The organism is Actinoplanes sp. NPDC051343, from assembly GCF_044455125.1.
Lineage (GTDB): Bacteria > Actinomycetota > Actinomycetes > Mycobacteriales > Micromonosporaceae > Actinoplanes.
In genome coordinates this window covers 40,377-62,831 of record NZ_JBITEL010000023.1, presented here as the reverse complement: position 1 = coordinate 62,831, position 22,455 = coordinate 40,377, and the positions used below count along the sequence as shown (strand labels likewise).

Genomic DNA, 22,455 nt, shown 5'->3' with positions numbered 1-22,455 from the left:
GTTTTCGGGAGGTTTTGCGTGACGCGCTACGTAGCCATCGGGGACAGCTTCACCGAAGGCCTCGGCGACACCCTTCCCGACGGCACCGAGCGGGGCTGGGCCGACCTGGTCGCCGCCGGCCTCGCGGCCGGGGAGGGCAAGCCCGTCTCGTACGCGAACCTGGCCGTCCGTGGCCGCCTCCTCGAACCTATCGTCACCGACCAGCTGGACGCGGCCCTCGCCCTCGACCCGCCGCCCACGCTGCTGTCGCTGAACGGCGGCGGCAACGACATGTTGCGGCCGGGCAGCGACATGACGCCGCTGATCGCGATGACCGAGCGGGCGATCCGGCGCTGCCTCGACGCCGGGGTGCGGGTGCTGCTGCTGAGCGGGGCCGACCCGTCCGGTGGGCTGCCGTTCGGCCAGACGATGCGTAAGCGGGGTGAGCAGCTGACCGTGGCCGTGGCCGAGTTCGCGCAGCGCTACGACATCGTGTTCGTCGACATGTTCCACGACGTGGAGATCCGCAAGCCGGGCTACTGGTCGGCGGACCGCCTGCACCTCAACGCCAACGGCCACCGCCGGGTGGCGAGCCGGGTGCTGACCGCGCTCGGCCACGAGACCGAGGCCCACGTGGTCGATCCCGGTCCCGCCGGGCGGCGCTCGGTGATGGCGGAGGCCCGCTACTACCGCGAACATGTCCTCCCGTGGATCGGCCGCCGTCTCCGGGGCGCGTCGTCCGGCGATGCGCGCACCGCCAAATATCCGACGTGGACCACCGTTTCGCCGCCCGCTCAGACCAGCAGTGAGCACACCTCGTAGATGTCCTGACCGATCCGGGCGGCCGCACCGACACCCAGCTGCGCCACCAGCGCCTCCGCCTCTTGGGTGAGGTATTCCAGGGCGAGCGGACGGCTCGTTCGCGACACGTTTCGCGTCAGGTTGTGGATCTCTTCGACGTAGTGGGCGGTCGGACGGGAGCTCGCCGTCCACGTGAAGTGTTGTGCGCGCAGCGCGTGGATGGCTCGCTGCGCCCGTCCCTCGTCGCGGATCGACGACGCCACCTGGATGACGGCCCGGATTTCCCGCGCCGATTCAGGGTCGGGCGCGCCTTCGCGCTGATTCGCCAGCCCGCGCAGCAATGTCTGTTCCACGACGGGGCCGGAGCCGGCGCCACCGGCGAGCTGCCGGCGCTCGGACTCCGGCACGAACGGAACCAGTGACAACAGGGCGGTCGGGCGGTTCGACGGCGCACCTGCCCGGGCAACCGCCAGCAGATAGTCGATCTCAGCTCTTCCCAGCGTATGACCGTAGGCATCGACGACCCACTGCCATTCGTGCGAGCCGGCGCGCCGGCGAACCAGTCCGAAGAGCTCCCGGGAGTTGTCCTTGGCGTGGGCCGCCAGTTGACCGATCACCGTATTCCACTGTTCGGCGCCCTCGAGACGGAAGGCCCCCTGCACGAGATCCAGCACGGCCTCGTACGGCAGGAAGCAGGATATCTGAGCGAAGAACTGGGTGGCCTTGTCGCGGTCGACGATGCAGCGGACGCCGAGTACCGCCTCGTGGGTGAGTTCCTGCCGTTCGGCGGGGTCGAGACGGGTCGCCAGAGCGAGAGCCATCGCCGTCGGAGCGAACTCGTAGAGGTCGCCGAGCGCTCGGGCGTACTCCCCGGCCAGCATCGCCTGGGCATGCGGCACGAACGGCGCCGCAGCGATCAGCAGGTCGAGCATCTGCCTCGGGTCGGGGCTGGCCAGGGCGCGGCTGAAGAGGTCGAGGGCCGAGCGCTGCTGACGGTCCGCCGGGCACGCCAGCAGGAGGCCTACCAGGACACCGACACGCTGACCGGGCACCGTGATCCGAGTGGCGATCGGAATCGATGCCGCCACGAGGTGAGGCGGGAGGAGCGGGATGAGGCCGAGAAGGACCATGCATCGCCGGGGTGTGTCACCGGCCTCCTTGAGCGCCTCGAAGGCGCCCTGCACGGCGGCGGACCGCTCCGCTCCGGAACTTGCGTGTGCCAGACGAAGAAACGTCTCGGCTCGTAACAACGGCTCGGCGATGCGCGACGCGTGCGATATCCCGTTCTTCGGCGACCAGAACTTCGAGTGCACCAGAGCCGCTACCGCCGTCGGCGAGATCGCCGAGGCCATCGAGTTCAGGCTGGCCAGAAGAATCGCATATCGGATTGCGAGTGTCGCCGCCGATATGGAGAATCTCTCCGGCGGCCCCATCCGGGACATCGCGTATTTCATCGCCCATTCAACGTGTTCCGCGTAGCTGTCCAGGAGGCCGGCGCGCTGATGGGCCCGCAACCAGACGACCGGAAGTGCGGCCGGCGGGAGGACTTCCCGGTCGTCGTGCCGACGCCCGGACATGAGGCGGTCTATATCGTCGAAACGGGTGGCGTGTTCGAGATGCCAGATAAGGTTTTCGAGGCCGTACTTGTCTATTTCGTCGAAGCGGTCGCGCTCGGCCAGCTTCCGCAGATCAGTATGGAGACCACCCCATCGGTCGAGATAATATTCCACCATGCCTCGATGCGAGCGGGCCGCCTCTGTGCGCAATTCCTCGCGGAGCGGGGAAAGCGCGTCGGCGGGGGCCGGGAAATCCCCACCCAGCAGGTAGCTCGAGCCCTTTGCTCCCGAAATAAAATACCTGAGGCTTCCGTGGTAAAGGCGATAAACGTTACCCGTGGTCGAGAGTTCGACATGGCAGAACGCGCGCAGGGGCCCGGTCAGGAAGGCCTCGATCTCCGACGTCCGTCCCGAGCCGACGATGCTCGCAAGAATATCGGCACTCAGTCCGGCGCGACTTGCGGCCAACGCCGCCAGCACGGGGAGTCCGACCGAATGCCAGCGTTCGCCGGCCAAGCGCCAGCGACGGATCGTCTCGGCGTAGTAATCCCACAGGTTCGGCGGCAGTCGCTCGAGTTCGGCCAGCGACAGTTGGCCCGCGGCCAACCCGGCCAGGACGAAGCGGAGATAGATCCAGACGCCCGCGCAGCGATTCAGCAGTGTCTCGATCACTTCTTCCGGATCTTTTTGATGCCGGGCGACAAGAGGGGCCAGGACGCCCGTGCCGACGACCTTCTCCAGCATCTGGCGCATGTCGAACATGTTGTCGTCGGACTCCGCGCGGATCAGCTCCCGTCGAGCATCCGCCCAGTGGTCCAGCACTTCCGATCCGGTACGGCACGTCAGCACGACGTAGACGCCGTCCGGCAGTGTGCCGGGAAAGCCCAACCGGAAGTCCAGGTTGCCGGTGGGCAGTTCGTCCAGGCCGTCGACGACCAGGACGATGTCCTGGCCAGGTTGTTCGGCATCACGCCGGGCTGCCGCGGCCGACAGGACGTCGGCAAACCACTCGGCCCGGCCGGCGCCCGGCGGAAGGGCATTCCCCTGGAGCAGGCCGGTAAGGTTCCATTGCCGGATCAGCAGGGCGGCCAGGTGCTTACGGAGCGTCATCGCCCGATCGCTGGGGTCGACGACGTGCAGGTGATAGCCCCGCACGTGGGCCAGCCGGGTGGCGAACGCGGTCTTGCCGAGACCCGCATTGCTCACCAGCAGAAAGAATCCGCTCGTCCGCGTGGCCAGGAACATGTCGACGCTGTCGAACAGGGAATCCCGTCCGACGAAGAGTTCGTCCGCGCCGAAGCTTGAGCGCTCGTACCAGCCGCCGCAGAAGTGGTCGTAGCTCTGACCGGTCGCGTAGACATCACCGTAGGCGTTCCCGGCGATGATCAGATTGTGATCGCCGGTCACCGCAAAGGGTTCGCCGCGCGGGCCACCGTCCACTTCGCATCCTTGCGTCGCAGTCCAGCCGTCATGCGGTCACTTACCGCACAGGAGGCGACCATGCTACGAGTCGATGTTCTTGACTTCAACCGCCACACTCTTTGGAGGTCAACCGGAGGGATCACCGTCGCCATGGACCCGGAAGTGATCGCGGCCGCCAGCGCCGTCGCGGGTGTCACGTTGCAGGAAGCGATCGGGTTCGTGCGCGATCAGCTCGCGCTGATCCTGCAGCGCCGGCGGATCGAGGCTCAGAACATCGACAGCGAACTGCTGGACGCACCGTTACGTACCGTGGTCGCCGACGTCAGCCTCGCGGAACGTGAACGTCAACGGCTCGAGGAACTCGTCGACGTCACCCGGCACCCCGGCGACAGCGACCGCGCCGGCTTCGAGGAGCTGCGCCGCTGCCTGGAGAGCATCCTCGGGCAGCACGTCACCTTCCGAGGCGAAGACCGGCCCGCCACCGGCTCGCCGACGGCACCGGCGCACGTCGAGGGCCAGCGAATCTTCCACGTCAACGGCGAACGTAATGTCATCATCGCCGGCGACCACCACGGGTCGATCAGTCTCTGAGGGCTGCGCGCGTGGCGATCGGAGGAGCGGAGCGGCCGACCCTCTAGGGTCACGAATCATGAAGGTGACCGAGGAAGAGGTCCGGCTGGCCGGGCAGATCCGTTCGATCGTCATCCGGCCGGTCGGCGACGGTCCCTGGCCCGGCGTGCTGTTCTACACCGACATCTTCCAGCTGACCGAGTCGACGCTGCGTACCGCCCGGCGCCTCGCCTCGGCCGGCTTCCTGGTCTGCGTGCCCGAGATCTACCCGCGCCGGCTCGACGGGGTGGTGCTGGAGTTCGACGACGCCGGCAAGCAGGCCGGCCTGGACGCCGCCGCGGCCACGACCACGGCCCAGTTCGACGCCGACCGGCAGATCGCCCTGGACCATCTCTCGCAGCGCGCCGACGTCACGAGGATCCAGGCGGTCGGTTTCTGCCTGGGCGGGCACCTCGCCTTCCGGGCGGCGTTCGACCCGCTGGTCGAGGCCACGGTCTGCTTCTATCCGACCGGCCTGCACGACGGATCGCTGGGCGCGGACGATCCGGCCACGCTGGCCAACGCTTCCTCGGTACGCGGACGGCTGATGGTCATTTTCGGCTCCCGCGATCCGCACGTGCCCGCCGCGGCCCGCGCGGCGACGATCCAGGCGCTGTACGAGGCCGGCCTGGAAGACCTGGAACTGCACGTCTATCGGGGCGGCGAGCACGCCTTCATGCGCGACGTCGGCCCCCGCCACGACCCGGTGCTGACCGAGCTCGCCCTCGCCGAGGCGGTGAGCTTCCTCAAGGAGCGCGCCTGACCGCCAGGTGCAGGCCCTTCCCGACGGCGACCGTCTCGCCGGTGAACTCCGGGTCGGCGTCGAGGAGGGCCAGCACCGGCGCCACCTCGGCCGGGTGCGACAGCACGTTGTCCATCGCGAGCACGCCGCCCGGCCGCAGGACGCGCACCGGGTGCGGCCACCAGCTTTCGTACTCGACCCGCTCCGCGTCCAGGAACAGCAGGTCGACGCTCGCGTCCGGCAGCCCTCGCAGATAGTCGCCGCCGTCGGCGATCACGCGCTCCGCCGGCACCCCGGCCCGCGCCAGGTTGCCGACGACGCCCGGCCACTCCTGCACGTCCACGCTGGTCACCCGGCCACCGGTGGCGCGCGCCGCGTCGGCCAGCCAGAGCGTCGAGTAGCCGTTGGACGTGCCGATCTCGACGATCCGCCGCGCGCCGGCGATGCGCAGCACCATCGCGAGCAGCGCGGCCGTCTCCGGTTCGAGGTTGCGCAGGCGGCGGAGCCGGTCCGGCTCCGCCGCGTCGTAGGTCGCGCCTTGCGCGAAGAGTTCCGCGGCGAACGTACGCATCGTCTGGTCCACACCCGCATTATCGTCCGTTCCGCTGTCCGGACCCGGACAGGCCTCATAGTTAAAATCCGGAACAGTCGGGGGATGGAACTCCACACGCACTTCACCACGGCGTACGGTCTCACCTCGCCCATCGCCCAGGCCGGCGCACGCGGCCGGCATCCGCGTCTTCGAACAGATCGGCTCGGTCGACGCGGCGAAGCGGGCGGTCGACGACGGCATCGACGTGGTGGTGGCGCAGGGTCTGGAGGCGGGCGGCCACAACTATGCGACGCTGCCGACGTTCGCCCTGGTGCCGCTCGGGGTCGACGCGGTCGCGCCGGCCCTCGTGCTGGCGGCCGGCGGCATCGCCGACGGCCGCGGCCTGGCCGCCGCACTGATGCTGGGCGCCGACGGCGCGTGGATCGGCACCCGCCTGGTCGCCACCGACGAGTCGGCGGCCCACGACGAGTACAAAGCGCGGCTGGTCGCCGCATCCGCCACCGACACCGTACGCACGTCCCTGTTCGGCCCCGAAACCCCCGACTTCAACCCGATGCGGGTCCTGCGCAACCGCGTCGTAGCGTCGGCGCCGGCCGACGGTGCCCGCCCGGTGATCGGCGAGACCGTGCTGGGCGGCGAACGCGTCGAGTTGCGCCGCTTCACCAGCCTGGTGCCGATGCGCGGCGCCACCACGGGCGACTTCGAGGAGATGCCGCTGCTGTCCGGCCAGGGCGTGGGCCTGGTCGACGCGGTGAAGAGCGCCGCCTCGGTGATCGCCGACCTGACCGCGGGCGCGCGGGAGGCCCTGAACCGTTACTGACACGCGAGGAAGCCGCACGCTCGGGTTCCCCGATGACCCCCGAAAGAGCGACGTCCGGCCCGAGCTCGGTAGCCGGCCGCTCTTCGTCCCGCGTTCGCGCCGGTCAGCCCGCCGCGGGAACGGCCCAGCGCATGGTCGGCCGGTTCGTCATGCACGCCACAGGGCGGTTCTTTCTGCTGGTGCCCGGAGCGGCGGGCACCTGCGGCGTGCTGGTGGGCGCGGCTGGTCCTCGAGTCGACGCTGAGGTCCCCGGCGATCCGGCCGCTCGCGTCCGCGCCGGTCTGCAACGCGGCAAGGACGGTGTCCCGGGTGCCGTCACGCTGCAGACAGAACCGATCCGGATCCGCCACGGAATCCGGTCGATGAGTTGCCGTCTGATCCCTTTCGGCGCACGACCCATGACCGGCGCAGCGGGCAGCAACGGCTCAAGCGGCCCCCACTGAGCGCCGGTCAGATGCCGCCGCCTGGGTCAGCGCAAGTGCCGTGATCACGAACGTTCACGGTGTCGGCTGACACGCCGTCGGCCTGCTGCGCCGATGGTGTTGGAGCGGCCAGGCTATGTCGGTGCAGATCCCGTACGCGTGAGGCGGCTTAGCGACCACGAAGGTCAGCAGCTGTTACGCCGGCAGGTCATCCACCGGTTCAACGAGATGGGCATGGCCAGCCTGGACCCCCGGTGGGCGGGTGGCCGTTTCCGCCGGAGCAGTCCTGACGACGAAGCGTTCACCGTCCAGACGGCCAATACTCGCCCTGAGAAGCTGGGGCAGCCCTTCACCCGGTGGAGCACCCGCAAGCGACCCGGTCTGGCCGTCGCACCCGCACGCCACCCGCGACTCTCGCCGACTATGTGAGCACGCAGGCCACCCGCCCGACCGAGATCGGACGGGAACGCTGCGGCAGATCCTGCAGCGCAACGGACCAGGACCGATCTATGTCATTCTCGACAACCTGTCTGCGCCCGAAGGCACGGCGATCCGTGCGTGGGCGGCCCGGAACAAGGTCGAACTCTGCTACACCCCGACCTACGCCTCCTGGGCCAACCCGATCGAAGCCCAGTTCGGCCGCTACGCACCTTCGTGATCGCCGGCTCCGACCACCCGAACCGCCTCGCGCTGACCCGCCACCTGCACAAATACCTGCGCCGGCGTAACGCCAACGCCCACCACCCCGATGTCCTGGCCGCTCAGCGCCGCGAACGAGCCCGCATCCGCAGTGAACGACAACAACGCTGGGGTCGAGCCGCCGCCCGAGCGGCCTGACCCCAACACCTCAAACGTTCGTGGCCACGGCACTAGCGTGGCCACGCCGCAGTGCCGCCGGATAAGCGAGAGGCCGTGGCCGCTATCCGCTATGGCCGATGTCGAAGAGCTTGCCCGCCGGGTCGGAAGTGCGGGCGAGGCGAGGCATAATCGAATCATGGTCGGCCTGGTTCTCGAGTCGCCGTCGGCGCCTGAGCTCTGGCGGCCCGATCCGTACCTTTTGTCGTGGGCGGAGGGCGAGCTGCGCCGGGCGCTCGGCCGGTCCTCCCTGCTCGGCGGCCGGCCGTACGAGATTTTCGGCCAGGGTTCGCGGGTCAACAACACCGCCATCGAGGACGGCAGCGACATCGACCTCATCCTGATGCTGAAGGCGCCGGTCGCCGGCGGCTACGGCTGGGAGGAGTTCCGCGACGACGTGCTCGCCACGCTCGCCGAGTCGTACTCCGTGCGGATGGGCCGGCGGTGCCTCAACGTTGACGACCCGGGCTCGCTGTTCGGTGAGATGGTCGACATTCTGGTCGCCACGGAATTCACCGGGGGCGATCAGGGTGTGTTCTTCCGCGATCTTGAAGGCCGGCCGATCGTCAACTTCCCCAAGCGGCACCGGCGCAACGGCGACGCCAAGGATCTGCGTACCGGCGGCGGGTTCAAGGAGGCCGTCCGCGCGGCCAAGCGGGCCAAGAAGCAGGCCGAGCGCGCGGGGCTGATCGCCGCGGGTGCCGCCCCGTCGTACCTGCTGGAGTGCCTGCTCTACAACGTCCCGGACGACGTCTACCGGGCGGCGTCCTACCGCGGCGCGCTCGAGTGGCTGCGCGGCTGCGAGCTTGACGGCCTGCCCTGCCAGAACGGCATCAACCGGATCTTCGGTCCGGGGCCGGATCAGTGGGCGCCGAGCGCGGCTGGAACAATCATCGACGTCCTTCAGCAGATCTGACGTCCCCGGGCGGTGGCCGCGGCATGAGTTCGACGGCGGTGCTCGCGCCGGTCATCGCGATTTTCGGCGCGGCGCTCACCGCGCTGCTGACGTACGCGCTCAACCGCCGGACGGCGCGCCGGGAGCGCCGGGCCCGGGCGTTCGGTGAGGCGCTGAGCGTCGTGGAGGACTACGCCGAGATGCCGTACCGCATCCGGCGGCGCCCGGGCACGCTGGAGGGGCGCCAGCAGCTCACCGAGGAGGTGAGCCGGATCTATTCGAAGCTGGCGTTCCACCAGGCGTTGCTCGATATCGAGGCGCCCACCGTCGCGGCGGCCTACCGCCTGCTCACGAACGAGGCGAAGGCCGAGGTCGGTGAGCAGATGCGGGAGGCGTGGCAGAAGCCGCTGCGGACCACCGACGCGGAGATGAACCTCGAGGAGCACTACGACCGGACGCGGGTCGACCGGGCCCGCGACCACTGTGTGGGGACCATGCGGGCGGCGCTCGGGCAGGCCGACTACCCGGTGGCGCCGAAGCCGTGGCGCAAGCCGTAGAAGACATCGAAGGTCTTCCCTTTCCGGCGGCGCCGGCGTAACACTATTTGCATGCCCAGTGCAGTATTGCCGCGTTTGCACGGACGGGACGACGAGCTGCGCACGCTGGGCCTGCTCGTCGAGGCGGCCGGGCGGGGAGACGGCGGCACGGTGGTGGTTCTCGGTGAGCGGGGCTCCGGGCGTACCTCAATCGCCGCGCACGCCGCCGCGGCCGCAAGCGGATTCGCCGTGCTGAGCTCGGGCGGCAGCCCGGGCGAAGCCGACATCCCGGGCGCGTGCCTGCACCGCCTGCTGCGACCGGTGCGGGACGCCTTTCCCGACCTGGCGCCGCATCACGCCGAGGCCCTGCGCGCGGTCACCGGAGGGTCGGCGAGCGGGCGCGACCCGCTGGCCCTGCCGGCCGCGCTGCTCGAGCTGTTGTGCCGCATCTCCCCCGCCGTGTGCGTGATCGACGACGCCGACCGGATCGACGCGCTGTCGTTGCGCGCCCTCGCGTTCGCGGCCCGGCGGCTCACCGGCTCACGCGTCGCAATGGTGTGCACGGCGGAGGATCCGGTCGAGCTGCTGGCCGGGTTGCCGGCCGTGACGCTGCGCCCGCTGGCCCCCGAGGACGCCCGGGCCCTGCTGGCCGCCCTGCCCGGACCGCCGCTCGCGGGCGAGGTGGCCGGCTCGCTGATCGCCATCGCCGGCGGCAATCCTCTCGGCCTGGTCGAACTGGCGGCCGGGCTGGACGCCGGACAGCGCCGCGGGCACGCCGCCCCGCCCGATTCTCTGCCTGCGGGCAGCCGCCTGCGCCGCGGCTTGCGGGCGAGCCTGGACCGTCTTCCCGCCGCGGCCCGCCGCGCGGTGCTGTGCGCCGCGGCCGACCCCGGTCTGACGGTCGACGAGCTGCCGGGCGAGCCGGCCGGCCCGCTCGACGTGGACGGACAGCGGCTGGTGTTCCGCCCGGCGCTGCTGCGGCGCGTGGCCTATCAGGAGGCGACCGCCGCCGAGCGCCGGGAAGCTCATCGGCTTCTCGCCGGCGTGGTCGCCGACCCGCTGCGGCGGGATCTTCACCGGGCCGCCCTGACGGCCGGCACCGACGACATGCTTGCGCAGAGCCTCGCCCACCGGGCCGACCGGGCCGCTCCGGCGGCCGCCGCCGACGCCCTGGAGGCCGCCGCCCGCATCGCCACCGACCCCGCCGCCTACCGGATCGCCGCCGCGCGACAGGCCTTCCGCGCCGGAGAACCGTGGCGGGCCCGGCGGCTGCTCCGCCGGACGTCGGGAGCCGAGGCCGACGTCCTGACCGGCGAGCTGGATCTGCACCTCGGCGACCGGCCGTCACCGCACAGACTGGTCGCCGCGGCGGCGGCCCTGGTCGACCGGGATCGCCGCCGCGCCCTCGACGCCCTGGTCGCGGCCGGCGACGCGATGGGCCTGAACGGCGACTACCGGGGCTATCCCGCGCTCGCCGACCAGGCCCGAGCCCTGCGCCGGCCCGGCGATCCGCCCATGATGGGGCTGCTCACCGACTATCTCGTCGGCTCGGCCGCGATCTACCGCGGCGACTACCGGAGGGCGGCCGGCCCGCTGCGCCGGGTCCGGGCCTCGGCCGTACGCCTCGACGAGCACCCCGCCCTCACCCGCGCCTGTGCCGCCGCGTTCCTGCTCGGCCAGGACGACGAGGCCCGGTCCCTGGGCGACCGCGCCGCCGCCCTGGCCCGCGATCGCGGCGACGTCAGCACCGTCCCGCTGGCGATGGAGCTGGCCGCCGGGGCCCGCTTCGCCCTGGGCCACCACGACGACGCCGTCGCCGGCCTTCAGGAGAGCGCCGACCTGGCCCGGGCGAGCGGCCAGTCCGGCCTGGCCGGCGGCAGTCTGTCGCTGCTGGCGGTGCTGGCGGCGGTACACGGCGACCCGGCCACGGCTCGTCTACGGGTGCGCGAGGCGGTGGCCGCCCCGGGCAGCCGTGGCTGGGCGCTCGGCGACTGGGCCCTGGCGACCGTCGACCTGCTGGCCGGACGGCATCGGGCGGCGGTGGCCCGGCTGATGCCGCTGATGTCGACCGGCCATCTGATCGTGCGGGTCGGCGCCACTCCGTTCGCCGTCGAGGCGGCCGTCCGGGCCGGCGAGACCCGCTTCGCGAGGCAGCTGGTCGAGGCGTTCGACCGGTGGGCCCCGCAGACCGGCAACCCGGACTGGCTGGCCCTGTCCGCCCGCTGCCATGCCCTGGTCACCGGCGACGACGAGCAGTTCGTGCGGGCCATCGACGCCCACGCCCGGGGCTCGTCGGAGTTCGAGCGGGCCCGCACCGAACTGCTCTACGGGTCGCTTCTGCGGCGGAAACGGCGGCCGATCCGCGCGCGGGAGCACCTGCGGTCGGCCCTCGACACCTTCCAGCGCCTCGACTGCGCCTGGTGGGCCTCGACGGTCGCCGCCGAGCTGCGGGCGGCCGGTGAGACTCCGGTCCGGTCCCGGGAGAGGCACACCCTGACGCCCCAGCAGACGCGGATCGCCGAGCTGGTCGCGAGCGGGGCCACCAACCGCGAGGTGGCGGCCACGTTGTTCCTGAGCCCGCGAACCGTCGAACACCACCTGCGCAACATCTTCACCCGCCTCGGCATCCGGTCGAGAGTGGACCTGGCCCGTCTGATGGCGTAGCGGCCGGACTCAGCAGGCGTTGGACCGGAAGTTCGACACCTCACGATTGCCGGCGAGTCCGCAGGTGAACGGCGTGAACCGGGTGTCCCCCGACACGAACCGCTTCATCCAGGAGACCAGCACCTGCGAGACCACCGGGTCGGCGGTCTGCGGGAAGAAGTGGCTCTGTCCCGCCAGCTCGACGTAGTCCTTGGAACCGCCGAGCGAGTTGTAGAACGGGATCGACATGGTCGACACCGGCGCGACCGTGTCGGCCTGGCCGCCGATGATCGCGACCGGGGCCCGCACCGCGCTCCAGTTGCTGCTCAGGTCCCACGGCGCCAGCGGCACGCCCGCCTTGAGCGTGGAGTCGGAGCGCAGGGCCTCGAGCGTGCCGCCGCCGCCCATCGAGTGCCCGGCCACCGCCCGCCGGGCCGGGTCGACCTTGGCACGGACCGCGGACGGCGACGTGCTGGTGGCCCAGCGCAGGGCGGCCAGCAGTTCCTGGCCGCGCTGGGCGGGCTGGTCGAGGGTGGTGGTGGTCTCGATGCCGACGACCACGAAACCCCAGGAGGCCACTCGCGGTCCGAGCCAGGCCAGGCTGGACCAGTACGCGGTGTAGCCGGGCACGACGGCGATCACGGGGTACTGTCCGGCGGTCGTCGGGTAGTACACCCGGCCGCCGCCGAACCCGGATGCGCCGGTGATGGTCGTGCTGGTGGTGGCGAAGCTGCCGTTGCCGCCGATGTTGGCGGTGGTCGGCGCCTGCCCGACCTGGTCGGCGAGCGCCGGTTGCGGCGTCGCGACGAGGCCGGTGAGCGCGAGGACGAGACCGGCGGTGGCGGCGGTCAGGCGGCGTCTGAGCTGGTGTTTCACGGACGACTCCCTCGGGACGGTAACGCATTGATGCCGATGAGTCTGTGCGCCCGCCCGGTGCCCGGGCATCGGCGAAATCACCAGTCATCCCCCGCGTAGGGGACCGGTGATTGCTTACCTGACGGTGACGACCACCGATCTGAGGATCCCTAGCGTTCTCGGCATGACTTCGACGGAACTCTCACGCTTTCCGGGTTGGTTGCGGCCCGCGGGCGTACGCGGTTTTCTTCTGCTCCTCGCCTTTTTCGCCCTGATCGTGATCGCCGGGCCGATCGAGTCGGCGGCCGCCGGGCACGCCGTCCTCGGACTCCTGGTCGGCGCGGTGGTCGCGACCGGCGGCGTGCTGGCCTACCGCGCGCTCGTCGGATGGCTCGAACAGCGACCGGTCGACGAGTTGGCCCTCGGCGAGGCGCGGCGCGGCGTGCTGCGCGGCCTCGGGCTCGGGCTGCTGCTGTTCGGGGTCGTGATCGGCCTGATCGCGATGTTCGGCGGCTACCGCATCGCCGGCTGGGGCTCGGTGAGCGGCACGATCGCGACCTTCGGCATCATGTGCGGCGTCGCGGTGACCGAGGAGATCCTGTTCCGGGGCGTCGTGTTCCGGCTGGTCCAGAAGTGGGCCGGCACCGCGATCGCGCTGACCGTCTCCGGCCTGCTGTTCGGCGCCCTCCACCTGTTCAACCCCGGTGCGACGCTGTGGGGTGCGCTGGCCATCGCGGTCGAGGCGGGCGTGCTGCTCGGCGCCGCGTACACCGTCAGCCGCAGCCTCTGGCTGCCGATCGGCCTGCACCTGGGCTGGAACTTCGCCGAATCCGGCCTGTTCGGGGCGACCGACTCCGGGTCGGCCTTCCACGGCGGCCTGGTGGTCGGTGTGCCGCACGGGCCGGCCCTGGTCAGCGGCGGCGGCTTCGGGCCCGAGGCCAGCATCCTCGCGATCCTGATCGGCGTGCTCGCCTCGGTGTGGCTGCTCCGTTCGGCCCGCGGCCGCTGATCACCTTGCCGCGCCGCTACGCTGCTGCCGTGTCCCCTCGTTCGCCTCTCGTGCGCGATGCCGCGCTGGGCCTGGCTCTGGCGCTGGTCGCCTTCGTGCCGCCGCTGGCGACCCACGGGACCCGGCTCGGCGAGCTGCCGCACCGCCCTCTCGACGCCCTGGCCGTGGCCGTCGCGCTGGCCCAGTCGTTGCCGCTGGTGCTGCGCCGGTTCTGGCCGGCGGTCACCCTGGCGGTGGTTGCGGCCGGTTTCTCGGTCCAGGAGCTCCGGGGGTACGCGACGTTCGCGAGCCTGGGCCTGCTCATCGCCATCTACAGCGCGGCCGCCTATCAGAACCGGTTCCGCCGCTGGACCGCCGGTTCGGCCAGCGCGGGCTACATCGCCCTGGCGGCCGGGCTGCACCTGGCCGGCTCGGTCGACCGGGTCGCCGACTACGTCGCGTTCTATCTGGCCCTGACCGCGGCCTGGCTCCTCGGGGCATACGTGCGGGCGATGCGGGCGACCGCCTCGCTGCGGCGCCGGGCCGAGGCGGAGGCGGCGCGGGCCGACGAACGGGCCCGCATCGCCCGCGAACTGCACGACGTGGTCACCCACCACGTCACCGCGATGGTCGTGCAGGCCAACGCGGCCCAGTTCCTGCCGCTGGATCCGGCGCGGGAGAGCCTGACCGCCATCCGGGAGACCGGCAAGAAGGCGCTCGGCGACCTGCGCGACCTGCTCGGCGTCCTCGACCCGGCCGCGTCCGCACCGCGGGACCGGCTGCCCGGGCTGACGCAGCTGACCGAACTGATCGAGCGCACCCGCTCGGCCGGCCAGCCGGTCTCGCTGATCGAGGAGGGTTCGCCGCCGGCCGCGCTGGGCACCGGCCGCGAGCTGACCGCGTACCGGGTGGTCCAGGAGTCCCTCACCAACGCCCTCAAGTACGCGACCGGCCACCCCACGGTGGTCCGCCTCGGCTACCACCCGTCCAGCCTCGACATCTCGGTCACGACCGCCGCGGGCTCGGCCGGGGGTTCGGGGCCGGCCGGGGGCTCGGGGCCCGCCGGGGGTTCGGGGCGCGGACTGGCCGGGCTGCGGGAACGGGTCGAGCTGTTCGGCGGCACGCTGTCGGCCGGCCCGGGCGACGGCGGCGAGTTCACCGTGGCCGCACACCTGCCGGCCGCCCGGGAGTCGGCATGATCAGCGTGCTGGTCTGCGACGATCAGGCCCTCATCCGCACCGGCTTCGTCACCATCTTCGACGCCCAGCCGGACATGACGGTGGCCGGCGAGGCGGCGGACGGCCGGGAGGCGGTCGGCCTGGCTCGCCGCCTGAAGCCGGACGTCGTCGTGATGGACGTCCGCATGCCGGTCATGGACGGCATCGAGGCCACCCGCGCCCTGGCCGGCACCGGCGTCACCGACCCGGCCAAGGTGCTCGTCGTGACGACGTTCAACATCGACGAATACGTCTACGAGGCCCTGCGCGCCGGGGCGAGCGGCTTCCTGCTGAAGGACGCCGACCCGCCCGAGCTGGCCGACGCCGTCCGCACGGTCGCCCGCGGTGAGGCGCTGCTGGCCCCGGCGGTGACCCGGCGCCTGATCGGCCGGTACGCGACCCGCATCCGTCCCGCCGCCTCGACCACGGCCGCGGTCGGCGCGCTCACCCCGCGCGAGCTCGAGGTCCTCCGGCTGATCGCGGCCGGCCTCTCGAACACCGAGATCGCCGCCTCGCTGGTCATCGGGGCCGAGACCGTGAAGACGTACGTCTCCCGCATCCTCATGAAGCTCGACCTGCGGGACCGCGTCCAGGCGGTCGTCTTCGCCTACCGCATCGGACTGGTCCAGCCCGGCGACTGACCGCGGCCGACCGCCCGCGGCGCGGTGGTCAGCACGGTCATCGGCCCCTCCACCGCACTCACCGAGGTGCCGGCGTGCCGCCAGCCGCATCGTCGATAGAATTCCGCGGCAGCGGTCGTGGCGACCCAGATCTGCCGGTGGCCGAGCCTGGCCGCGCGGGCCTCGAGCTCGGTCATCAGCGCCCGGCCGATGCCCCGCCCGCGCCAGGCCGGGTCGACCACCAGCCCCATCACCCACGGGCTGTGGTCGCGGAGGTCTTCCTGGTCGTACTCACCCAGGCCGGCCGCGCCGACGGCCGTTCCGCCGGCGCCGACCGCGACCAGGGTGAACGGCAGCCCGTCGCGGCCCGCCTCCTGCCGGGTGTTCCCGACCCAGAAGGCCGCGTCGACCGGCTCGGGCGGGTGGCCCCATTCCCGCCGGCGCAGGAGTCCGACGGCCGCGATCAGCTCGGGCCGGTCCGCCAGCAGGTGCACTTCGGGTGGCATCGCCGGAGCCTACCGAGCCGATGTAACTAACTATTGACTTACCGCCCGAAGACGAGCTACCTTGTCACTATCCAGTTAGTTACAGGAGGACCGAGATGGCGACCGTACTCATCACCGGCGCGAACAAGGGCATTGGTTACGAGACGGCCCGGCAGCTGATCGCCGCCGGGCACACGGTCTATGTCGGCGCGCGCGACGCCGAGCGCGGACGGTGGGCGGCCGACGCACTGGGCGGGCGGTTCGTGCAGGTCGACGTCACCGACGACGCCTCGGTGGCGGCCGCGGCGAAGACGATCGGGGCCGACGGCGGGCTCGACGTGCTGATCAACAACGCCGGCATCGAGCCGCGCCAGGCGGACGGCGGGTTCATCCCGGCCGCCGAAACCACCGCCGACTCGGTGCGGGCGATCTTCGAGACCAACGTCTTCGGCCAGGTTCGCATGCTGCACGAGTTCCTGCCGCTGCTCGAGCAGTCGGCGGCGCCGGTCGTGGTCAACGTCAGCAGCGGGCTGGGCCTGACCCGCGACCTGGCCGACCCCGCCAAGCCGACCCACTTCTACCCCGACATCGCGTACCCGTCGTCGAAGGCGGCCGTCAACATGCTGACCGTGCAGTACGCGAAGGCGTACCCGGCCGTACGCATCAACGCGGTCGACCCCGGCTTCACCGCGACCGACCTCAACCACCACGCGGGCACGCAGACCGTCCAGCAGGGCGCGGAAATCCTCGTCCGGATGGCGCAGATCGGCCCGGACGGACCGACCGGCGGTTTCTTCGAGGCGCACGGCCCGGTCGCCTGGTGAACGCGACGACCCCGGACCGGCGCCCCCGCGACTCCGAGGCGACCAAGGCGCTGCTGCTGCGCGCCGCGACCGACGAGTTCGCCGAGTACGGCCTGGCCGGCGCCCGCATCGACCGGATCGCCGACCGGGCGGGCGCCAACAAGCGGCTGATCTACGTGTACTTCGGCGACAAGGACCACCTCTTCGACGCCGTCATCGACGACCAGGCCACCTCGGTGCTCGAGGCGGTCCCGCTCGACGACGGTGACCTGGTCGCCTTCGCCGCCACCCGGTTCGACTACGTGCTGGCCAACCCGCAGGCCCGCCGCATCGCGATCTGGCGCGCCTTCGAACGCGCCGAGCCGACCGACGAGGAGGTGGCCTCCTATCGCTCGCGCCTCGACAGCGTCACCGAGGCGCAGCGCGCGGGCCGCCTGCGCACCGACATCCCGGCGGCCGACATGTTCGCCCTGGTCCTGCGGATGACCGAGAGCTGGCTCAGCGCCCCGGCCGCCCTGCACGCGGCGGCCGGCGAGGAGCCGGTGTCGGAGGGCCGCCTGCGGGAGCACCGCTCGGCACTGCTGGCCGCCGTCCGCCGCGTGGTCGAGCCGCGGCCCTGATCAGGCGCGGCCGAGGGCGGCCCACGCGGTGGCGGCGATCTCGAACGGGCCCGCGGCCGGGAAGTAGGAGGCGCAGCGCTGCTTCAGAAGGTCGAGGCGCGGCTGGTCGAGCTGTTGCACGTAGTCGCCGGCCGGTCCGACGCCGAGAGTGAAGGGCGCCCACCAGTCGTCGAAGCTGGGGAAGCTCACGCGTACGGTCAAGGCCGTGGACGTGATGTCCCGCAGGCCGGCCGCCGAGAGCAACTCGGCGAGGTGCCCTTCCCGCGCTCCGGCGAGGCCCGACTCGTTGTGGGCGTCCGGGTCGAGCGTGTTGACGGCCCGCCAGAAGTGCGAGAGCGGGCTGCCGTCGCCGGCGTGGTCCCACACGCAGCCGGCGACCACCCCGCCGGGCCTGGTCACGCGGCTCATCTCGTTCAGCCCGGCCACCGGGTCGTTCATGAAGTGGACGACCAGCTGGGCCAGCGCGGCATCGAAGGTGTCGTCGCCGAACGGCAGCTTCTCGGCGACGGCCAGGCGGACGTCGACGCCGGGCAGCCGGTGCCGGGCCGCCGCGACGAACGTCTCCGACGGGTCGACCGCGGCGACCGCGGCGGCGCTCAGCGATGACACCAGCCGGGCGGACAGGGCGCCCGGGCCGCAGCCGACGTCGAGAACGCGATCGCCCGGCCGCAGACCGGCGAACTCGACGAACGACTCAGCGAGGGGCTCGGAATAGCGACCCATGAACTGCCCGTAGGCGTCGGCGACGACCTCGAAACTCATGACGCGCTCCATCCCTGCCGAAGTGCCCTCGCGGCCGATCCCGGTGCAGCCGTGCCGCCGTCCATGTATTCAAACCCGGCCCGGCCGCCACCGGCCAGGGCGATCAGCGCGCCGATGACGTACAGCGGCGCTGGACGGAGTTCGATCGGCATAATCTTCCCCATGGAAGAGGTGCTGGGCAGGACCGCCGCTTCGAACGCGGTGGCTGAGCAGGGCTGGCGGTTCATCCTCGGCACGCTGCGCGCGTCGGTCGCCGTGCAGTCGATGGCCCAGGCGGTCGACGTCGCCCGGCGGGTGGTGGACGGCAGCGACGGCCATCTGCGCATCGATCTGCGCCCGCACCGGGTGATCCTGACCCTGCAGTCGGCGGCGCACGCCGCGGTGACCACCAGGGATGTCGAGCTGGCCCAGCAGATCTCGGCCGCGGTCCGCGAGATCGGCCTCTGGACGGCGCCCGCGGGGGCACAACTGCTCGAGGTCGGCATCGACGCGCTCGACATCCCGGCGATCCGGCCGTTCTGGAAGGCGATCCTGGGCTACGCCGACGAGGCCGGCAACGACGGTCCGAAGGATCCGATCGTCGACCCGGACGGGCACGGTCCGGCCATCTGGTTCCAGCAGATGGACGAGCCGCGCCCGCAGCGCAACCGGATCCACTTCGACGTCTCCGTCCCGCACGACGAGGCCGGGGAACGCATCGCGGCCGCCGTCGACCACGGCGGACTGGTCGTTTCGGACAGCCGGGCGCCGGCTTTCTGGGTGCTCTCCGACGCCGAGGGCAACGAAGCGTGCATCACGACCTGGCAGGGCCGCGAATAATTCAGTCCAGTTGCAGGCTCACGGGATAGCGCGTCATCCAGTCGTTCAGCGACAGCGCCAGTTCCATCCCCCACCGGGCCGCCCCGAAACTGCTGCCCTCGAAACCGCCCTGCGTCATCCGCCGGGCCCGCCCGTCGTCCAGAAGCGGCCGCAGCGGCGCATTCGCGTCGGAGAGCATGTCGCGCATGCGGTCACGCAGCATTTTTTCGTACGCCGGGTCCTGGGTCGACGGATACGGGCTCTTCCGCCGCTGCACCACCGAATCCGGGAGCACGTCGGCGGTGGCCGCCCGGAGCAGGCTCTTCTCGTGGCCGTCGAAGGTCTTGAGTGACCACGGGGTGTTGTACACGTACTCGACCAGGCGGTGGTCGCAGAACGGGACGCGTACCTCGAGGCCGTGGGCCATGCTCATGCGGTCCTTGCGGTCGAGCAGGATCTGCACGAACCGGGTCAGGTGCAGATAGGAGATCTCCCGCATCCGGTGCTCGGACGGCGACTCCCCCGGCAGATGGTCGACCTCGCTCAGCGCCTGACGGTAGGCCGCGTCGCGATATCCGGGCAGGTCGAGCTTGGCCTCGATGTCGGGCGCGAACAGGCCGGCGTCGGTCTCGGTGCGCGACCGCACCGCGGTGACCCAGGGGAACGTGTCGGCCGCGACCGCGACCGGGTCGTGGAACCAGCGGTAGCCGCCGAACACCTCGTCCGCCGACTCGCCGGACAGGGCCACCGTGGAGCGCTCGCGGATCGCCCGGAACAGCAGGTACAGCGAGGTGTACATGTCGCCCATCGCCGACGGCAGGTCGGCCGCGCCGAGCACGCCGAGACGATGCAGCGGATCCATCAACTCGGTCGAGTCGAGGATGATGTCGTTGTGGTCGGTGCCGACGTGCCGGGCGACGTCATGCACGAACGGCGCGTCCGGGGTCGCTCGCATGTCGTCCTGCTGGAAGTTCTCCGCCTGCCCGGGGAAGTCGACCGCGAACGACCGCACCCCGCCGACCGAGCGGGCGGCCAGCGCGGTGATCGCCGACGAGTCGAGGCCGCCGGACAGCAGCACGCACAGCGGCACGTCGGCGATGAGCTGCCGCTGGACGATGTCGTCGAGCAGCGCGCGTACCGTGCGTACGGTCGTAGCTTGATCGTCGGTGTGCTCGCGCGCCTCCAATCGCCAGTAGCGGCGGGGCCGCAGGCCCGCCTGGCTGACCCGCACGACCTCGCCCGGCTCCACCTCGTGCACGTCCTGGTAGATACCGTGACCGGGCGTCTTGACCATGGCGAGCAGCTCGCGGAACCCGTCGCTGTCGACCACGGCCGGCACCAGCGGATGGGCGAGCAGGCCCTTGAGCTCGGAGGCGAAGACGACGCCGTCGGACATCGGGCGGTAGTAGAGCGGCTTGATGCCCATGCGGTCACGGACCAGCAGCAGTGCCTGCTGGCGCGGGTCCCAGAGGCCGAACGCGTACATCCCGTTGAGCCGGTCGACGAAGTCCTCACCCCATTCGAGGTAGGCGTGCAGCACCACCTCGGTGTCGCTGGCCGTCCGGAACTGGTGCCCCTTGGACCGCAACTCGTCGCGCAGCTCGCGGTAGTTGTAGACCTCGCCGCTGTAGGTGATGGCCGCGATCGTGGCGCCGTCGTGCTCGACCGTCATCGGCTGGGCGCCGGTCTCGAGGTCGATCACCGCGAGCCGCCGGTGACCGAGGCCGGCGTGCGTGCTCAACCAGACCCCTTGGGCGTCCGGTCCGCGCAGGCTCATCGTCGCCGTCATGGCCCGGAGGACCGCACCCTCATGCGAAAGATCGCGCCGATAACTGACCCATCCCACAATTCCACACATACCACCAGCTCTACCGTGTCCGTAACACGCTGGCAACACCGAGTGACATTGGAGGCAATCGATGTAATACGGTTGCGCTACCGTTCCTGAGTGAGATTGTTCGTCGCGGCCTACCCGCCCCCGGCCGCCTGTGATGACCTCTCCGCCCGGCTCGACGGCCTGCACGTCGCCAAGGCCCACGCCGACGGCATCAACACCCGGCTGGCCCGCCGCGAAACGTGGCACGTGACGCTGGCATTCCTCGGCGAGGTCGCCGACTCCCGGGCGCCGTCCGCGGCCGAGGCGCTCGAGCGGGCCGCGCCCGGCCCGCCGGTCACCCTCCGGCTGGCCGGCGGCGGCCGCTTCGGCCGCGGCCGGTTCACCGTCCTCTGGGTCGGCGTCGAGGGCGACGGCCTCGACGGCCTCGCCCGGCGGGTACGCCACGAGCTGCGAAAGAGCAAGGTCGCGTACGACGACCGCCCGTTCCGCCCGCACCTGACCGTCGCCCGCCCGAGCGACAAACTGGACGACGCGCTGATCGAGGCCGACCGTTCGGTCCTCGCCGCCTACGAGGGTCCGTCCTGGCCGGTCGCCGAGATCCGGTTGATGCGCAGCCACCTGGGGCCGCAGCCCGTTTACGACCGCATCGCCGGCTACCCCGTCGGCTAGCTTCACCTCTACCAAGGGGCATGGTAGAGATAGAGCATGAGGCGGCCCCGCATGACGCTGCAGACTCAACTGGTGCTCAGGGCACTGCTCGAGAACCCGACACACGAGCGGTACGGGCTCGAGCTGTCGGTCGCCTCCGGCCTGCCCTCCGGCACGATCCACCCGATCCTGGCCCGGCTGGAAAAGCTCGCATGGCTCGAGTCGCACTGGGAGGACATCGACCCGGCGCGCGAGGGCCGCCCGCGGCGCCGCTACTACCGGCTGAGCCCGGACGGCGCCGAGCAGGCCCGCATCGCCCTCGACGAGGCCCGCATCCCGCTCAGCCGCTTTCTCGAAGCGCGCGGGGGCCTCGCGTGAACAGCCGGCCGGTCTTTCCCGACATCCCGGAACTGCGCCGGTCACCCGGCGACCGCGCGGTGCTCTCGCAGGCTCTCGGCAGCCGGCCGGTGGAACGGTTCCTGCTCGACGTGATCCGCCTCCCGTCCTGCACCCTGCAGGCGATCGACTGCCTGCGCGTGCTCGACAACGCCGCCTGCCGCCACCGGGTTCTCGACGACGTCCTGGTCGACCGCCTGTTCAAGAAACTCGACAGCATCTTCGTCGCGCTGGCCGAGGAGTCGGTCGACGAGTCACACCTGCTGCACCTGGCCCGGTGCGCCGACGACCTCAGGCAACTGGCCGAGCTGATCGCCACCGAGCGCGATCCGGTGCCCGCCGTGGCCCGCACTGACGGACGGGTGACGCCGCTGACCAGCGCCGTCCGGCTGACCCGCATCTCGGCCCGCATCCTGCCCGCGGGCGAGCGGGCCCGCTACGACGAGGAGTGGCAGGCCGAACTCTACGAGCTGGCGTTCACCGGGGCGTCACGGTGGGCACAGCTGATCTACGCGCTCCGCGTTCTCAACGAGGCCTGGGTGCTTCGAGCCGAGCTGAAGGCCCCGGCGCTGCAGCGACTGCGGCCATAAATT

22 protein-coding genes and 3 pseudogenes are annotated in these 22,455 nt (G+C 71.4%); 17 read left to right on the top strand and 8 right to left on the bottom strand.

From position 1 onward, the window contains the following. The first annotated feature begins 18 nt into the window (after positions 1–18). A complete protein-coding gene (locus ACIA5C_RS45480; protein ID WP_396066944.1) occupies positions 19–801 on the top strand; it encodes an SGNH/GDSL hydrolase family protein in 783 nt (260 codons plus the stop codon). On the opposite strand, the gene ACIA5C_RS45475 is transcribed toward ACIA5C_RS45480, so the two are convergent. Further along, the gene (locus tag ACIA5C_RS45475) at positions 774–3,776 is read right to left on the bottom strand and encodes a hypothetical protein (RefSeq protein ID WP_396066942.1); all 3,003 of its coding nucleotides are present in this window, start codon (positions 3,774–3,776) and stop codon (positions 774–776) included. The genes ACIA5C_RS45480 and ACIA5C_RS45475 overlap by 28 nt on opposite strands. On the opposite strand from ACIA5C_RS45475, the gene ACIA5C_RS45470 reads away from it, so the two are divergent. Both ACIA5C_RS45470 and ACIA5C_RS45465 read left to right on the top strand, forming a co-directional pair. Beyond that, the gene (locus tag ACIA5C_RS45470; protein ID WP_396066940.1) at positions 3,729–4,349 is read left to right on the top strand and encodes a hypothetical protein; all 621 of its coding nucleotides are present in this window, start codon (positions 3,729–3,731) and stop codon (positions 4,347–4,349) included. The genes ACIA5C_RS45475 and ACIA5C_RS45470 overlap by 48 nt on opposite strands. A gap of 58 nt (positions 4,350–4,407) precedes the next feature. After that, a complete protein-coding gene (locus tag ACIA5C_RS45465) occupies positions 4,408–5,130 on the top strand; it encodes a dienelactone hydrolase family protein (RefSeq protein ID WP_396066938.1) in 723 nt (240 codons plus the stop codon). Here ACIA5C_RS45465 and ACIA5C_RS45460 read toward each other — a convergent pair. Further along, complete coding sequence (locus tag ACIA5C_RS45460) at positions 5,114–5,692, bottom strand: O-methyltransferase (protein WP_396066936.1); 579 nt, start codon at positions 5,690–5,692, stop codon at positions 5,114–5,116. The two genes, ACIA5C_RS45465 and ACIA5C_RS45460, sit on opposite strands and share 17 nt — an antisense overlap. Before the next feature lie 145 nt (positions 5,693–5,837). On the opposite strand from ACIA5C_RS45460, the pseudogene ACIA5C_RS45455 reads away from it, so the two are divergent. Then, positions 5,838–6,482 (top strand): annotated as a pseudogene (locus tag ACIA5C_RS45455) (NAD(P)H-dependent flavin oxidoreductase); the annotation flags it as partial. A 101-nt stretch (positions 6,483–6,583) separates the two neighbouring features. Here the strand turns inward: ACIA5C_RS45455 and ACIA5C_RS45450 are convergent. Next, positions 6,584–6,936: pseudogene (locus ACIA5C_RS45450) on the bottom strand (IS5/IS1182 family transposase); the annotation flags it as partial. A gap of 82 nt (positions 6,937–7,018) precedes the next feature. Here ACIA5C_RS45450 and ACIA5C_RS45445 point away from each other — a divergent pair. From ACIA5C_RS45445 to ACIA5C_RS45430, 4 genes and pseudogenes are all read left to right on the top strand, one after another. Then, positions 7,019–7,741: pseudogene (locus ACIA5C_RS45445) on the top strand (transposase). 157 nt (positions 7,742–7,898) lie between these two features. After that, positions 7,899–8,675 (top strand): hypothetical protein, encoded by a 777-nt coding sequence (locus ACIA5C_RS45440; protein ID WP_396066934.1) that lies wholly within the window; start codon positions 7,899–7,901, stop codon positions 8,673–8,675. 23 nt (positions 8,676–8,698) lie between these two features. After that, a complete protein-coding gene (locus ACIA5C_RS45435) occupies positions 8,699–9,211 on the top strand; it encodes a hypothetical protein (RefSeq protein ID WP_396066932.1) in 513 nt (170 codons plus the stop codon). A gap of 51 nt (positions 9,212–9,262) precedes the next feature. After that, positions 9,263–11,854, top strand: coding sequence for an AAA family ATPase (locus tag ACIA5C_RS45430; protein WP_396066930.1), 2,592 nt, complete (start codon positions 9,263–9,265; stop codon positions 11,852–11,854). Between the two features lie 9 nt (positions 11,855–11,863). Here ACIA5C_RS45430 and ACIA5C_RS45425 read toward each other — a convergent pair whose 3' ends face one another. Next, positions 11,864–12,709 carry an alpha/beta hydrolase family protein gene (locus ACIA5C_RS45425; RefSeq protein ID WP_396066928.1) on the bottom strand — a complete coding sequence of 282 codons (846 nt, stop codon included), beginning with the start codon at positions 12,707–12,709 and terminating at the stop codon, positions 11,864–11,866. 163 nt (positions 12,710–12,872) lie between these two features. On the opposite strand from ACIA5C_RS45425, the gene ACIA5C_RS45420 reads away from it, so the two are divergent. Genes ACIA5C_RS45420 through ACIA5C_RS45410 form a run of 3 tightly spaced genes read left to right on the top strand, consistent with a single transcriptional unit; the run spans position 12,873 to position 15,534 of the window. Beyond that, positions 12,873–13,697, top strand: a complete 825-nt coding sequence (locus tag ACIA5C_RS45420; RefSeq protein WP_396066926.1) for a lysostaphin resistance A-like protein — start codon at positions 12,873–12,875, stop codon at positions 13,695–13,697. 29 nt (positions 13,698–13,726) lie between these two features. Next, positions 13,727–14,875, top strand: coding sequence for a sensor histidine kinase (locus ACIA5C_RS45415; RefSeq protein WP_396066924.1), 1,149 nt, complete (start codon positions 13,727–13,729; stop codon positions 14,873–14,875). Further along, entirely contained in the window at positions 14,872–15,534 is a 663-nt protein-coding gene (locus ACIA5C_RS45410) for a response regulator (RefSeq protein ID WP_396066922.1), read from the top strand. The genes ACIA5C_RS45415 and ACIA5C_RS45410 overlap by 4 nt, the downstream gene beginning before the upstream one ends. On the opposite strand, the gene ACIA5C_RS45405 is transcribed toward ACIA5C_RS45410, so the two are convergent. Further along, complete coding sequence (locus ACIA5C_RS45405) at positions 15,501–16,019, bottom strand: GNAT family N-acetyltransferase (protein ID WP_396066920.1); 519 nt, start codon at positions 16,017–16,019, stop codon at positions 15,501–15,503. The two genes, ACIA5C_RS45410 and ACIA5C_RS45405, sit on opposite strands and share 34 nt — an antisense overlap. A 95-nt stretch (positions 16,020–16,114) precedes the next feature. Here ACIA5C_RS45405 and ACIA5C_RS45400 point away from each other — a divergent pair, with 95 nt between their 5' ends. Continuing rightward, the gene (locus tag ACIA5C_RS45400; protein WP_396066918.1) at positions 16,115–16,822 is read left to right on the top strand and encodes an SDR family NAD(P)-dependent oxidoreductase; all 708 of its coding nucleotides are present in this window, start codon (positions 16,115–16,117) and stop codon (positions 16,820–16,822) included. After that, positions 16,819–17,421, top strand: coding sequence for a TetR/AcrR family transcriptional regulator (locus tag ACIA5C_RS45395; RefSeq protein WP_396066916.1), 603 nt, complete (start codon positions 16,819–16,821; stop codon positions 17,419–17,421). The genes ACIA5C_RS45400 and ACIA5C_RS45395 overlap by 4 nt, the downstream gene beginning before the upstream one ends. Here the strand turns inward: ACIA5C_RS45395 and ACIA5C_RS45390 are convergent, their stop codons facing one another. Both ACIA5C_RS45390 and ACIA5C_RS45385 read right to left on the bottom strand, forming a co-directional pair. Beyond that, complete coding sequence (locus ACIA5C_RS45390; RefSeq protein ID WP_396066914.1) at positions 17,422–18,183, bottom strand: class I SAM-dependent methyltransferase; 762 nt, start codon at positions 18,181–18,183, stop codon at positions 17,422–17,424. Then, a complete protein-coding gene (locus ACIA5C_RS45385) occupies positions 18,180–18,335 on the bottom strand; it encodes a hypothetical protein (RefSeq protein ID WP_396066912.1) in 156 nt (51 codons plus the stop codon). The genes ACIA5C_RS45390 and ACIA5C_RS45385 overlap by 4 nt, the downstream gene beginning before the upstream one ends. A gap of 10 nt (positions 18,336–18,345) precedes the next feature. Between ACIA5C_RS45385 and ACIA5C_RS45380 the strand changes: the two genes are divergently transcribed. Beyond that, positions 18,346–19,002, top strand: a complete 657-nt coding sequence (locus tag ACIA5C_RS45380) for a VOC family protein (RefSeq protein WP_396066910.1) — start codon at positions 18,346–18,348, stop codon at positions 19,000–19,002. Position 19,003: 1 nt separating this feature from the next. Here ACIA5C_RS45380 and asnB read toward each other — a convergent pair whose 3' ends face one another. Next, complete coding sequence (asnB, locus tag ACIA5C_RS45375) at positions 19,004–20,839, bottom strand: asparagine synthase (glutamine-hydrolyzing) (RefSeq protein ID WP_396066908.1); 1,836 nt, start codon at positions 20,837–20,839, stop codon at positions 19,004–19,006. Positions 20,840–20,929: 90 nt separating this feature from the next. On the opposite strand from asnB, the gene thpR reads away from it, so the two are divergent. Genes thpR through ACIA5C_RS45360 form a run of 3 tightly spaced genes read left to right on the top strand, consistent with a single transcriptional unit; the run spans position 20,930 to position 22,452 of the window. Further along, positions 20,930–21,487 (top strand): RNA 2',3'-cyclic phosphodiesterase, encoded by a 558-nt coding sequence (thpR, locus tag ACIA5C_RS45370; protein ID WP_396066906.1) that lies wholly within the window; start codon positions 20,930–20,932, stop codon positions 21,485–21,487. Between the two features lie 51 nt (positions 21,488–21,538). After that, on the top strand, positions 21,539–21,844 hold the full coding sequence (locus ACIA5C_RS45365) for a PadR family transcriptional regulator (RefSeq protein WP_396066904.1): 306 nt from the start codon (positions 21,539–21,541) through the stop codon (positions 21,842–21,844). Then, positions 21,841–22,452 carry a hypothetical protein gene (locus ACIA5C_RS45360; RefSeq protein WP_396066902.1) on the top strand — a complete coding sequence of 204 codons (612 nt, stop codon included), beginning with the start codon at positions 21,841–21,843 and terminating at the stop codon, positions 22,450–22,452. Before ACIA5C_RS45365 ends, ACIA5C_RS45360 begins: the two co-directional genes overlap by 4 nt. Positions 22,453–22,455: the final 3 nt, after the last annotated feature.